The organism is Faecalibacterium sp. IP-3-29, assembly GCF_023347335.1.
Taxonomy (GTDB): domain Bacteria; phylum Bacillota; class Clostridia; order Oscillospirales; family Ruminococcaceae; genus Faecalibacterium; species Faecalibacterium duncaniae.
Genome location: NZ_CP094471.1, coordinates 298,534 through 311,225, shown reverse-complemented (window position 1 = coordinate 311,225; position 12,692 = coordinate 298,534). Strand labels below are relative to the sequence as shown.

12 protein-coding genes and 1 riboswitch are annotated in these 12,692 nt (G+C 61.2%); of the genes, 3 read left to right on the top strand and 9 right to left on the bottom strand.

Annotation, left to right across the window (positions count from 1 at the left end; all coding sequences use genetic code 11):
- Window positions 1–840 carry a DUF5685 family protein gene (locus MTP40_RS01390; RefSeq protein WP_098923487.1) on the top strand — a complete coding sequence of 280 codons (840 nt, stop codon included), beginning with the start codon at window positions 1–3 and terminating at the stop codon, window positions 838–840.
- 107 nt (window positions 841–947) lie between these two features.
- A complete protein-coding gene (locus MTP40_RS01385; RefSeq protein WP_097772929.1) occupies window positions 948–1,700 on the top strand; it encodes a J domain-containing protein in 753 nt (250 codons plus the stop codon).
- A 74-nt stretch (window positions 1,701–1,774) separates the two neighbouring features.
- Here the strand turns inward: MTP40_RS01385 and MTP40_RS01380 are convergent, their stop codons facing one another.
- The 9 genes from MTP40_RS01380 to thiW form a co-directional block, all read right to left on the bottom strand.
- Window positions 1,775–2,728 (bottom strand): hypothetical protein, encoded by a 954-nt coding sequence (locus MTP40_RS01380; protein ID WP_249259695.1) that lies wholly within the window; start codon window positions 2,726–2,728, stop codon window positions 1,775–1,777.
- Between the two features lie 130 nt (window positions 2,729–2,858).
- On the bottom strand, window positions 2,859–4,256 hold the full coding sequence (gene cysS / locus MTP40_RS01375) for a cysteine--tRNA ligase (protein ID WP_207685059.1): 1,398 nt from the start codon (window positions 4,254–4,256) through the stop codon (window positions 2,859–2,861).
- 467 nt (window positions 4,257–4,723) lie between these two features.
- Complete coding sequence (locus MTP40_RS01370; RefSeq protein WP_156062051.1) at window positions 4,724–5,326, bottom strand: TVP38/TMEM64 family protein; 603 nt, start codon at window positions 5,324–5,326, stop codon at window positions 4,724–4,726.
- Window positions 5,327–5,465: 139 nt separating this feature from the next.
- On the bottom strand, window positions 5,466–6,470 hold the full coding sequence (locus tag MTP40_RS01365) for a 3'-5' exonuclease (protein WP_156072710.1): 1,005 nt from the start codon (window positions 6,468–6,470) through the stop codon (window positions 5,466–5,468).
- A gap of 17 nt (window positions 6,471–6,487) precedes the next feature.
- Window positions 6,488–7,306, bottom strand: coding sequence for a Cof-type HAD-IIB family hydrolase (locus MTP40_RS01360; protein WP_249259694.1), 819 nt, complete (start codon window positions 7,304–7,306; stop codon window positions 6,488–6,490).
- A 178-nt stretch (window positions 7,307–7,484) separates the two neighbouring features.
- Complete coding sequence (gene thiC / locus MTP40_RS01355; RefSeq protein ID WP_005930119.1) at window positions 7,485–8,795, bottom strand: phosphomethylpyrimidine synthase ThiC; 1,311 nt, start codon at window positions 8,793–8,795, stop codon at window positions 7,485–7,487.
- 157 nt (window positions 8,796–8,952) lie between these two features.
- Entirely contained in the window at window positions 8,953–9,585 is a 633-nt protein-coding gene (gene thiE, locus MTP40_RS01350) for a thiamine phosphate synthase (RefSeq protein WP_005930122.1), read from the bottom strand.
- Window positions 9,572–10,393, bottom strand: a complete 822-nt coding sequence (thiM, locus tag MTP40_RS01345; protein WP_249259693.1) for a hydroxyethylthiazole kinase — start codon at window positions 10,391–10,393, stop codon at window positions 9,572–9,574. Before thiM ends, thiE begins: the two co-directional genes overlap by 14 nt.
- A gap of 12 nt (window positions 10,394–10,405) precedes the next feature.
- On the bottom strand, window positions 10,406–10,921 hold the full coding sequence (gene thiW, locus MTP40_RS01340; protein ID WP_005930128.1) for an energy coupling factor transporter S component ThiW: 516 nt from the start codon (window positions 10,919–10,921) through the stop codon (window positions 10,406–10,408).
- A 180-nt stretch (window positions 10,922–11,101) separates the two neighbouring features.
- Window positions 11,102–11,208, bottom strand: a riboswitch (TPP riboswitch).
- Window positions 11,209–11,389: 181 nt separating this feature from the next.
- Between thiW and MTP40_RS01335 the strand changes: the two genes are divergently transcribed.
- Complete coding sequence (locus MTP40_RS01335; protein ID WP_249259692.1) at window positions 11,390–12,679, top strand: SPFH domain-containing protein; 1,290 nt, start codon at window positions 11,390–11,392, stop codon at window positions 12,677–12,679.
- The last annotated feature ends 13 nt before the right edge of the window (window positions 12,680–12,692 follow it).

Genomic DNA, 12,692 nt, shown 5'->3' with positions numbered 1-12,692 from the left:
ATGTTCGGATATGTTATCCCGAATCAGGCCGCGCTCAGCCCGGAGGCACAGGCGCGGTACCGCGCGGCCTACTGCGGGCTCTGCCGCCGCATCGGCGCGCTGCACGGCACCCGGGGGCGGCTGACCCTGAGCTATGACCTGACCTTTCTGGATCTGCTGCTGTGCAGCCTGTACGAGGGCGAAAGCGCCTGTGCGACAGGCTGTGACCACTGCCCCATCCACCCCATCCGGAAGGTGGAGTGGCGTTCCAGCGGCCCCACCGATTACTGTGCAGACCTGAGCGTGGCCCTGCACTACTACAACGCGCAGGACAAGTGGAACGATGACCACAGCCTGCTGGGCCTGGGCTTTGAAAAGATGCTTGCTGCCCCCACGCAGCAGGCCGCCGCCCGCTGGCCCCGCCAGTGCAGCGCCATCCGCACCTGTCTGGATCGGCTGGCCCGGTACGAAGCCGAGGGCAGCGAGGATCTGGATGCCGTTTCCGGTTGCTTTGGGGAACTGATGGCCGAGCTGTTCGATTACAGGCAGGACCACTGGTCCCCGGAACTGCGCAGCATCGGCTTCAACCTGGGCAAGTATATCTACCTGCTGGATGCCTATGACGACCTGGCCCGGGATGAGCGCAAGGGCGCATACAATCCCCTGCGTACCCTGAGCAGAGAACCCGGGTACGAGGAAGAGATGCGGGAGATCTTTGAGCTGCTGCTGGCCAATTGCGCCCGCAGCTTTGAGCGCCTGCCCTGTGTGGAGGACGTTGACCTTCTGCGCAACATCCTGTATTCGGGCGTGTGGCTCAAATATCACTGCAAAAACGCAAAAAAGAAGGACAAAACCGCCTGATCCCGGCGGTTTTCCTTGATTTTTCCGTTCCAGTCCTGTACACTAGAGATTGCTTGTGCGGCACAATGGCCGCACAGATGGTAATAGAGACGTGAGGAAGTAGACCGATGAGAGACCCCTATGAGGTTCTGGGCATCCAGCGCGGTGCCAGTGAAGACGAGATCAAAAAGGCTTACCGTGCCAAGTGCAAGCGCTGGCACCCTGACCTGAACCCCAACGACCCCACCGCCGAAGAGCACTTCAAGGAGGTGCAGGCGGCATACGATGCCATCACCAAGGGCGAGACCGGCCCCCAGATGGGCGGCGGCTACGGCGGCGGCTACGGCCAGCAGAGCGGCCCCTCCTACGGCGGCTATCAGCAGGGGTACCAGCAGAACGGTTACTCCAACGGGGATTTCGGAGACTTCGGCTTCGGTTATGACCCCTTCGGGTTCGGATTCGGCTTTGGCGGCAATTATCAGCAGCAGCGCGGCCCCGGCTACAACGGTGCAGACACGCCTGAGATGCAGGCCGCACGCAACTTCATCGTCAACCAGCGCTACCCCGAGGCCCGCCGCGTGCTGGACGGCATCACCGTGCGCACCGCCCGGTGGTACTATCTCTCCTCGCTGGCCAATCAGGGCCTGGGCAACAGCATCGATGCCCTGCAGGATGCCCGCCGCGCCGCCCAGATGGAGCCTGGCAACACCGAGTACCAGATGAACCTGCGCAATCTGCAGGACCCGGGCCGCACCTACCGCACCCAGACCACCTACGCCCAGCCCGGCGGCCTGATGCGCTGGTGCTGGAGCATGATCCTGCTCAACCTGCTGTGCAACTGCTGCTGTGGCGGCGGCTGGGGCTGGCGGTTCCGGATGTAAGCGCCAATAAGGATGTAAGAACAAACAAAAAAACCTCCCTGCCGGCGTGGCAGGGAGGTTTTTTGCTGATTCAGTTATCGGATCACGATGGTCCGGCTGATCTCGCTGCTGGAGTAGTTTCCGGCGGCCTTGGCCGTCTGGACATACTCGCCGGGCTCGGTGGGGAATCCGCTCTGGGTCGTGCCCAGGAAATCGAAGAGACCGCTCTTCTTTTTATAGGTGTAGGTCACCTTGCCGCCCTCGACCACCTGACCGTCGCTTTCGACCACTGCGGCAACGTTGTAGTTCTGGGCCTCTGCCGCAGTCATGCTGGCGGGGAGCTCCTGTGCCCAGTAGACACGCACCCCTGCACTCTTGGGCTTGATGCGGAAGAACGCCATACCGGCGGTGTTCACATCACCGGATTCCAGCGCCACAGCACCGCCCACATAGCTGCCGGCTTCCGTGGGCTGCTCGTCCAGATAGATGCGGCTGAACACGCCCTCGGGCAGATATTTGCGGATGAGCTCCAGCGCCAGCTTCATGCCGGTGGAGACATCCTTCAGCGTGGGGATGTAGAATTTCAGGACATCCATCACAGAGACCACTTCATCAGCCACCCGCAGCAGCACGCTCACGTCGTTGCCGTCGATCAGCTGCTTAATGTAGGCGTAGATGTTGAACTCCTCTTCCTGCTCAGGGTTCGCCGACATCTTTTTCGGCAGGGGGATCATCTTGAGCAGGGTGCGGATCTTGCCCGAAAGGATCAGGGTCACATAGCCCTGCGCTTCGCCGCTGGTGCCCATCACCACGCCGATATACTGGGTATCTGCCGGGGTGGTCTGGACGCTCAGGGTAAAGGGGGAGCCATAGGTCAGATCCCCGTCTGCGGTCAGGCGGATCGAGACAACGCTGTTGGTCTCACCCACGCCTGCGGTGGTCAGGTCAGGCAGTGCGCTGCCCGCCGAAGCCGCCAGCGCCGGTGTGGCCGCCGCACTCAGGGCGAACACTGCCGCCAGCAGCAATGAGATCAGCCGTTTGATTTTCATCAGCCAAAGACCTCCTTTTATATAGGTTCTTGTATCATGCAAAAATAAGGGTGCGTGGAACACACAGCACAGTGTTCCCGCACCCTCATTTTACCGCATTGTACCGTACAGGTCAATAACGGGATTCAAGTTAAATTTTGCTCAGTTGCGGGCCCTGGGCGGTATCTTTGACAGCCCAGCCCATCTCGGTGAGCTGCGCACGGATGGCATCCGCAGCGGCCCAGTCCTTGGCCTTCTTGGCGGCGGCACGCTTTTCCACCAGCTCCGTCACCTCAGCGGGCACCTCGTCCTTCTTGCGGTTGTACATCAGGCCCAGCACACCGGTGATCTCATCGAACGCCTTGGCGGCAGCCTCCAGCGCAGCCTTGGAGGAGGCAGCGGACAGGGTGTTGATCTCCTTGACCAGATCGAACACGGCAGCCAGCGCATCGGGGGTGTTCAGGTCATCGTCCATGGCCTTGCAGAACTTGGCGCGGGCCTCGTCTGCCTTGGTGGTCAGGGTCTCATCGGTGCCGAACGCGGTCTTGCTCAGGGCAAAATCGAGGTTCTCGCGGCAGGTGTAAAGGCGCTCCAGGCTGTTCTTGCAGCTCTCGATGAGGTCCACGGTGTAGTTCAGGGGCATCCGGTAGCCTGCGGTCAGCATAAAGTAGCGGATGGGCTCGTAACCGTAGAGGTCTGCCACATCGCGGACGGTGAAGAAGTTGTGCAGGCTCTTGGACATCTTCTGGTTATCCACGTTGATGAAGCCGTTGTGCATCCAGTAGTGGGCAAACTCGCAGCCGTTGGCGCACTCGCTCTGGGCGATCTCGTTCTCGTGGTGGGGGAAGATCAGATCCTGACCGCCGCAGTGCAGGTCGATGGTCTTGCCCAGATGGGTGCGGCTCATGGCGCTGCACTCGATATGCCAGCCGGGGCGGCCCATACCATAGGGGCTTTCCCAGGCGGGCTCGCCGGGCTTGGCAGCCTTCCAGACGGCAAAGTCGGCGGGGTCTTCCTTCAGGTCATCCTCCATCTGGCTGCGCAGCTCGCGGTTGCCGCTCTCCAGATCGTCCAGCTTGAGGTGGCTCAGCTTGCCGTATTCCGGGTCGCTCTTGACGCGGAAGTAGACATCCCCGTTCTTGGCGACATAGGCGTGGCCGGAATCGATCAGGTCCTTGACGATGTCCAGGATCTGCTGGATGTGCTCCGTTGCACGGGGCTGGACGGTGGGCTTTTTGCAGTTCAGACCGGCGGCATCCTTGAGGTACTCGGCCTCAAAGCGCTGGGCCACTTCCTTCATGGAGGTGCCCTCCTCCTGGCCCTTCTTGATGAGCTTGTCATCAATATCGGTGATGTTGGAGACATAGATGACCTTGTTGCCGCGGTATTCCAGATAGCGGCGCAGGGTATCGAACACGATCAGCGGGCGGGCATTGCCGATGTGGATATAGTTGTAAACGGTGGGGCCGCAGACATAGATGCGGTATTCGCCGGGCACCTGCGGCACAAACTCTTCCTTCTGGCGGGTCAGGGTGTTGAAAATCTGCATAAGAACTCTCCTTCTTGTAGGGCAAACAAAAGCCGCAGCAGAACCTCTCAGTCTCGCTTCACTCGCCAGCTCCCCTAATAGGGGAGCCCTTGGCAAAGAGGGCAGCTCCTGCGAATCTGCCTGAAAAAACAAAAGCCCTCAAAGCAATATGATATCGCATATCACTTCGAAGGCGGTTTTCAAAATCGCGGTTCCACTTCTGTTTGTCGCTCAAAGCCGATAACGGCGGCTGCCGCGCTGCGATACTCCCCAGCAGGTTTCCCGCGGCGTGCTGCCCGGGCGCACTTCACACACGCTGCTGCAAACAGGCTCCCAGCCAACGGCCCGTTCTCTCTGTCCAGCTCACCTTTGCGCTACTCTGCCCGGGTAAACGCATTTTTCCTGATACATCTGTATTATAGCCGGGCCGGGGGGAGAAGTCAAGCAGAACGCAGGCGCTGGCATTTCAGCGGCAGCTCTGCGCCGATTCAATCGATCTCGTGCTTTTTACAGAAGTGCTTGCTGGCAAAGTACATTCCCGCCCAGATGGCGATGGCAAGCACGAGGTAGAACGGGTTCTTCATGGCAGACACCAGCGACTGCCCGAAAAGGGCCATCATGGCCACCATCACGCCCTTGCCCAGCAGCATGGTGACAAGGTAGCGCTTCTCGTCAAAATCAGAGATGCCAAAGGCAAAGTGCATAAAGGACGAGGGCGTAAAGGGCAGGAGCGACAGCATGAACAGGGACGCTGTGTCGAACCGGCTGACCCATTGCTCCGCCTTTTGCAGCTTGGCCGAGCGGCGGGCAAATTTCCAGAAAAAACGCTTGACGACACGCCGCCAGAGCAGGAACATCACAGTGCCGCCCAGCATCACCCCGGCCCAGCTGTACACAAAGCCCAGAAGCCCGCCGTGGGCCGCAACATTCAGCGCCACAATGGCGATGAGCGGCAGCGGTGGAAAAAAGGATTCCACCATCGCAAGGATCACGGGCGCAATGGGGCCAAGGTCGCCAAAGCCTTCCAGCAGGGCCTCCCAGAATTCCAGCGTTCCCAGCTGGTGGAGCCAGCCTATCATCGTCATTTCCATCCCGCGTGTTCCTTCCCTCTCATTTTTCTTTAGTATATCCGGTTTCTATGACACGCCCGTGAACAAAATACGAGCTTTTTTTGTCCTATCACCTATACTACGAGACTGCGGGGGCCTTTCCTGCACAGGGCGGGGATTTTTATGCTTTTCCGGCGGCTTCAGCGGCGGCCTTTTCGGCCCGGGCCTGCATCCGCTCGATCTGCTGGGCGCGCATCCGTTCCCAGCGGGCAAGCCCGGCTTCGTCCGGGATCTGGACGCAGCGGGCAAAGCTCCAGTGCAGGCCGTCCCGCCGGGCCAGCTTATAGCGCTGGAATACGCCCTTTCCAACCTCATTGCCGGTACCGGCGCAGGCAGGGCAGACAGACAGAGTATACCAGCCGCTGTTGCCCTTTTTCAGCCAGATATCATCCGGCTGCAGATCCCCGCCGCACACCGGGCAGCTGGCAGTGATGATCTTTGGGTCGCTGCGCCAGGTGGACTGCTCCACATAGCCGCGGAACACCCGGAAGTCCCGGTAATCGCCGGGGGCGGGGCAGAGACTTGCCCGCAGAGATTCCTCCTCGGTGGGGTAGGCCGCCAGACCCGCCCGCAGGTCAAGCTTACGGCAGACATCGGCGGTGTAAAGGGTATCGGACAGGGCATCGTGGAACGGGCGCTCCATCGGGATGCCCATCCGGGTCACAACGCTTTCCAGCGTCATGCCCTCGCCCTCCTTGCGGGGGTGCTCCCGCAGGAAGATCTGCTGCAGATCATACCACTGGGTGGGGCGGCTCTCGTCCAGATTGCAGAGGAAAAGGTTCTGCTTGAGCACCGGCACGTCATCCATGCCCCACTCGGCAAACTCGGCATCCGGGCCGCACCACTGCATAAAGCGGCGCAGGCCCTGCACGATGGGCTCGCCCCGGTCCAGGTCGGCCTGGGTCAGGCCCGTCACCTTGGCGATGTGGTGCTGCAGGGTGCGGAAAATGCGGGGACGCAGGTGGATGGAGAAGGTATCCAGCACGTTGGCATCCTCGTCGATCTTCACTGCGCCGATCTCGATGATCTCGCCCCGGAAGGTCTGCTGCACGCCATGATAATTAAAGATGTACGGCTTATAGCCGATGTTCCATTCCAGATCAAATAAAACCAGATTGCGTGGCATTGTTGTTTGTGTTCCTCTCAGTTCAGGATAAATTTTTCGATGGCCTCGGCCACGCCGTCGTGGTTGTTGTCGGCGGCGGTGACGTAATCGGCCACAGCCTTGACGGCATCCTCGGCATTCTGCATGGCAACGCCCACCCCGGCATAGGAGATCATGGAGCGGTCGTTCAGGCCGTCGCCGCAGGCCATCAGGTTCTCCCGGGTCAGGCCCATCCGCTCCAGCAGAGCGGCAAGGCTCCTGTCCTTTGCCACGCCCAGCGGCACGGCCTCGATGAAGAAGGGGCTGGAGGGGTACAGGTCGATCCGGCCCGCAAACTGCTCCTTTCCGGCGGCGCAGACAGCATCCCGCCGGGCAGGGTCAAGAGTGATGAGCATTTTGCAGATCGGATAGTCCACATAGGAGGCCAGATCATCCACATGGATCATCGGCAGCTTTGTGGTAAAGCACTCCTTGTTTGCCCACACGTCCTGATCCCGCTCACACACGATGCCCTCGCTGTTATAGGTCAGGATGGCCACATCCTGCCGGGCTGCAAATTCGCAGAGCTCCGGGACGAACTCCGCCCCCAGCTGCACCTGATACAGGGCCTCGCCGGTCACGCAGTCCACGATCTTGCCGCCGTTGTAGGCCAGCACACAGCCGCCCTTTTTGTCCAGCCCCAGCGCCTTTGCCAGCGGCAGAATGCCCGCCGTGGGGCGGCCGGAGGCCAGCACGATGGTCACACCCTGTGCGGCGGCATCCAGCGCCGCGCGGGTGCGAGGGGTAACGATCTTTTCGTCATTGGTCAGGGTGCCGTCCAAGTCCAGAGCCAGCACCCGGATATTCGATCTTGCCATGAATTTTATTCCTCGTTCTCAGGCAGGGGCTTCCCGCCGGATATTTTATTACTTACCCATCTATTTTACAATGCTTTCCCTTTTCTGTAAAGCAGGAAACCCGTTCCCCGCCCAGGGACAAGCAAAAAAGCCGCCCGGCGAGCAAAACCGGACGGCTGAGAAGGAAGAAAACGCTGTGTTACAGGATGTCGATGTATTCCCCGGCCAGCGCCTTGTTCATGCTGCGGACGGCGCAGAACTTGCCGCACATGGAGCAGGTGTCGCTGTGGTCATCCTCAGGCAGGCGGGCATCCCGGATGGCCTTGGCGGTCTCGGGGTCGAGAGCGCAGGCGAACTGGGCATCCCAGTCCAGCACGCGGCGGGCATCGCCCATCTTGTCGTCGATATCCCGGGCATGGGGGATGCCCTTGGCGATATCGGCCGCATGGGCGGCGATCTTGGAGGCCACGATGCCCTGCTTCACATCGTCCACGTTGGGCAGAGCCAGATGCTCGGCGGGGGTGACATAGCACAGGAAGGCTGCACCGCTCATGGCGGCAACGGCACCGCCGATGGCAGCCGTGATGTGGTCATAACCGGGGGCAATGTCGGTGACGAGGGGTCCCAGCACATAGAAGGGAGCGCCCATGCAGATGCTCTTCTGCACCTCCATGTTGGCGGCCACCTGATTCAGGGGCACATGGCCCGGGCCCTCCACCATGACCTGCACGTTGTGTGCCCAGGCGCGCTTGGTCAGCTCGCCCAGACGCACCAGCTCTTCGATCTGGCAGACATCGGTGGCATCGGCCAGGCAGCCGGGGCGGCAGGCATCACCCAGCGAGATGGTCACGTCGTGCTCGGCGCAGATCTCACAGATCTCGTCAAAGTGCTCGTAGAAGGGGTTCTCGTTGCCGGTCATGCTCATCCAGGCGAACACCAGAGAGCCGCCGCGGCTGACAATGTTCATCTTCCGCTTGTGGGTGCGGATCTGGTCAATGGTCTTGCGGGTGATGCCGCAGTGCAGGGTGACAAAGTCCACGCCGTCCTCAGCGTGCAGGCGCACCACGTCGATGAAGTCCTGCGCGGTCAGGGTGGCAAGGTCGCGCTGATAGTGGATGACGGAATCGTACACGGGCACAGTGCCGATCATCACGGGGCACTCGTGGGTCAGCTTCTGGCGGAAGGGCTGGGTGTTGCCGTGGCTGGACAGGTCCATGATGGCTTCCGCGCCCATATTGACAGCGCTCATCACCTTTTCCATCTCCACGTTGTAATCCTTGCAGTCGCGGGAAACGCCCAGGTTCACGTTGATCTTGGTGCGCAGCATGGAGCCGATGCCCTCGGGGTTCAGGCAGGTGTGGTGCTTGTTGGCGGGAATGGCCACCTTGCCCTCAGCCACCAGCTGACGGATCTCCTCCGTGGTGCGGTATTCCTTTTTGGCCACGATCTCCATTTCCGGCGTGACGATGCCCTTGCGGGCAGCGTCCATCTGTGTGGTGTAGTTCTGCATGGTACTTTCCTCCAAATGTTTCTTTTATCTTGAACAGCGCTTTGCGCGCTGAACGTACCGGAAATAGGTTTTTGCGCAGCCTTTCCTCTGTGCGCAATTGGCTCCCCCTTTGGGGGATCTGGCATCGCGCCAGCGATGACTGAGAGGGCGAGCCGCCTTACAGCTGCTCCGCCAGTGCCTTCAGCTCCCTGCACTCGGCCTCGATGTCCTCCGCGCCGAAGATCGCACTGACAAGGGCCACACCGTTCACGCCGGTGCCCTTGAGCCGGAGCAGGTTCTCCTTGTGGATGCCGCCGATGGCCACAACGGGGATGTCCACGGCATCGCAGATGGCTTTCATCATGCCCTCGGGCAGAACGTCCACGTCTGCCTTGGTGTGGGTAGAGAAGGCTGCACCCACGCCCAGACAGTCGGCACCGTGCCGGACGGCCTCCAGGGCCTCCTCCACGCTGTGGACGGATACGCCGATCATCATCTCATCGCCCACGCGCTGGCGCACCTGAGCAGCGGCCATATCTTCCTGCCCCACATGGATGCCCTCGGCGTGGCAGCGGATGGCAATGTCCACGTTATCGTTGATGAAAAAGGGCACGTTGTACTTTTTGCACAGGTCGTGGAGCTCAAATGCCTCCTTCAGGAAGGCTTCCTCGTCCAGCTCCTTTTCCCGCAGCTGAACGCAGGTCACACCGCCCTTCAGGGCGCTCTCCACCTGCTGATAGAGGGTCTGACCGCCCACCCAGGCACGGTCGGTGACGGCGTAGAGCCGCATATATTCTTCAGCGCACTTCATACTTGGCACCCTCTTCCAGCTGAGCCGGAGTCATATGATAAATGGCATCAATGATGTAATTGCGGTAGGTGGCGTTGCCGTCCAGCGGGGTCAGCCGTGCATGGGCGATCTCGCCCGCAAGGCCCATGGCGCAGACGGCGGCAGCCGCAGCCTCCAGCGGCTGGCCGGGGTTGGCAGTGAGAAAGGCCGCCGTCAGGGCAGAGAGCTGGCAGCCCGTGCCGGTGATGGCACTCATCATTGGGTGGCCGTTGCGGATGCAGTAGGCTTTTGCCCCATCGGCCACGATGTCAATGGCACCGGTGATGGCCACAACGGCACCGGTCTTTGCGGCAAATGCCTTGGCAAAGGCCACCGCGCCGTCCAGATTTTCCTCGGTGACCTTGTCGGCCACATCGGCATCCACGCCCTTGGTGGTGCCCGCGCCGGAAGCCAGCGTCTTTACCTCGGAGATATTGCCCCGGATGACCGTGAACCGCACCTCGTCCAGCAGGCGGTAGGCCGTCTCGGTGCGCAGGGCGGAAGCGCCCGCGCCCACAGGGTCCAGCACCACGGGGTGGCCCAGTGCATTGGCCTTTTTGCCTGCCCTGAGCATGGATTCAATGGTGCGGCTGTTCAGGGTGCCGATGTTGATGTTCAGCCCGCCGCAGATGGTGGTGATATCCTCTACCTCTGCAGCATCGTCGGCCATAATGGGCGAAGCACCGCAGGCCAGCACCATGTTGGCGCAGTCGTTCACGGTGACGTAGTTGGTGATATTATGAATCAGGGGGCTTTTGGTGCGGACATTGGCAAACTGCTCTGCAAACATGACGCACCCCCGTCAGGAAAGGCTGCTCTGCATGGAGCGCAGGGCACCGGAGTGCTGTAGGCTGTACACCAGCACGCCCGCAATGACCGCACCCACAGCGGTGGAGATGAGGAAGGGCACGATGTAGGCGTAGAACGCGATGTCACCGGCGCTCTTGCCCATCAGGCAGATGGCCACCGGGTAAGCGCACAGGCCGCCCAGAATGCTGGTGCCGAACACCTCGCCCACCAGGGTGGCGATCAGGTTTTTGGTCTTTGCGTAGACCAGGCCGCAGAGCAGGGCACCAAACATGCTGCCCGGGAAGGCCATCAGGCTGCCCAGACCCAGGATATTGCGGAGCAGCGAGGCCACAAAGGCCACGCCCACGCCCCACCAGGGGCCCAGCAGCACGGCGCAGAGCACATTGACCATGTGCTGCACGGGGGCGCACTTGCTGCCGAACATCGGGAAGCTGAACACACTGCCCACCACGCACAGGGCGCAGAACATTCCAGCGAGAGCCAGCTTTTTCACAGAGAATTTTTTCATTGGAAACTCCTCTTTCTCAAAAAGCGGTCGAGGCTTGCTGGCCTCCTCTCACGCCGGAACACGGCTTCCCATCGCAGTCATTTCAAGGCTCAGGGCGCTCCCCCTCAGCCCGGAGCCGCCCGTTGCGGCGGCTTGCGGCAACAAAAAACAGGAGACACCACAGCGGTGCCTCCTGCAAAAAATCATTTTCCTATGACTTCCTACGGCGGCATTATCCGCATCAGGTCAAGGGTCGAAGTTTGGTTACTTCCTCTCAGCCCGCCTCACGAGCTCCCCTGTGTTTTGTTTCTCGTAGGGTATTGTACACCCGCCGGGGCAAAAAAGCAAGAATAAGTTTTTCTTTCGCCTTTTTGCCAAATCGCTTTTACAATTTCCCGGATTATGTTATACTTGTCCCAAATTTCGCAGCGCCCGGGGGAGCCATTCCCCGCTTTGGGGCACTGCCCGGCACAAAAGGAGATTGAAGTTATGGGTCTCATCAAAGCAGCCATGGGCGCGGCATCCGGCGTGATGGGCGACCAGTGGAAGGAATATTTTTATTGTGACGCTCTGCCTGCGGAGGTGCTGGCCGTCAAGGGCCAGAAACGGACCAATGGCCGCTCCGCCAACCGGCACGGCAGCGAAAACGTCATCTCGGACGGCTCTGTGATCGCCGTGGCCGACGGCCAGTGCGTGCTGATCGTGGAGCAGGGCAAGGTGGTGGACCTCTGTGCTGAGCCCGGCGAGTACACCTACAGCACCGGCACCCAGCCCTCCCTGCTCAGCGACGGGCTGAAGAACATCGACAGCGTGTTTGCCGAGCTGGGCAAGCGGTTCAGCTTTGGCGGGCAGGCCGGTTCCGACCAGCGCATCTACTATATCAATACCCGGGAGCTCACCGGCAACAAGTACGGCACCCCCAACCCGGTGCCTTTCCGGGTGGTGGACCAGCGCGCCGGTATCGATATCGACATCGGCATCCGGTGCTTCGGCGAATACAGCTACCGGGTGGTCAACCCCATCCTGTTTTACACCAATGTCTGCGGCAATGTGGAAAACGCCTACACCCGCGACGCGCTGGACAGCCAGCTCAAGACCGAGCTGATGACCGCCCTGCAGCCCGCCTTTGCCCGGATCAGCGAGCAGGGCATCCGCTACTCCGCCCTGCCCGGCCACACCGCCGAGCTGGCCGAGGCCCTGAATCAGGAGCTGAGCGCCAAGTGGAGCAGGCTGCGCGGCATCGAGATCGTCTCTCTGGGCGTTTCCGGTGTCAAGGCCAGCGAAGAGGACGAGCAGATGATCAAGGAGCTGCAGCGCAGTGCGGCCTTTATGGACCCCACCCGCGCCGCCGCGCATCTGGTTGGCGCACAGGCCTCCGCCATGCAGGCTGCCGCCTCCAACACCGCCGCCGGTCCCGCCATGGCCTTTATGGGGATGAACCAGGCTGCTGCAGCGGGCGGTGTCAACGCCCGGGATCTCTACCAGATGGGCGGCCAGCAGACCGCCGCGCAGCCTCAGGCCGCACCGGCCGCTGGCTGGACCTGCAGCTGCGGCCACACCGGCAACACGGGCAAGTTCTGTGCCGAATGCGGCAAGCCCCGGCCCGAAGCCCCGGCTGTCTGGGTGTGCAGCTGCGGTGCAAAGAACAGCGGCAAATTCTGCTCGGAGTGCGGCAGACCCCGGCCCGCCGCCAAGTGCGCCAACTGCGGCTTTGTGCCCGCCGACCCGGCCAACCCGCCCAAGTTCTGCCCCGAGTGCGGCAAGCCCTTTGGGGCCTGAGAGGGGTCTGACG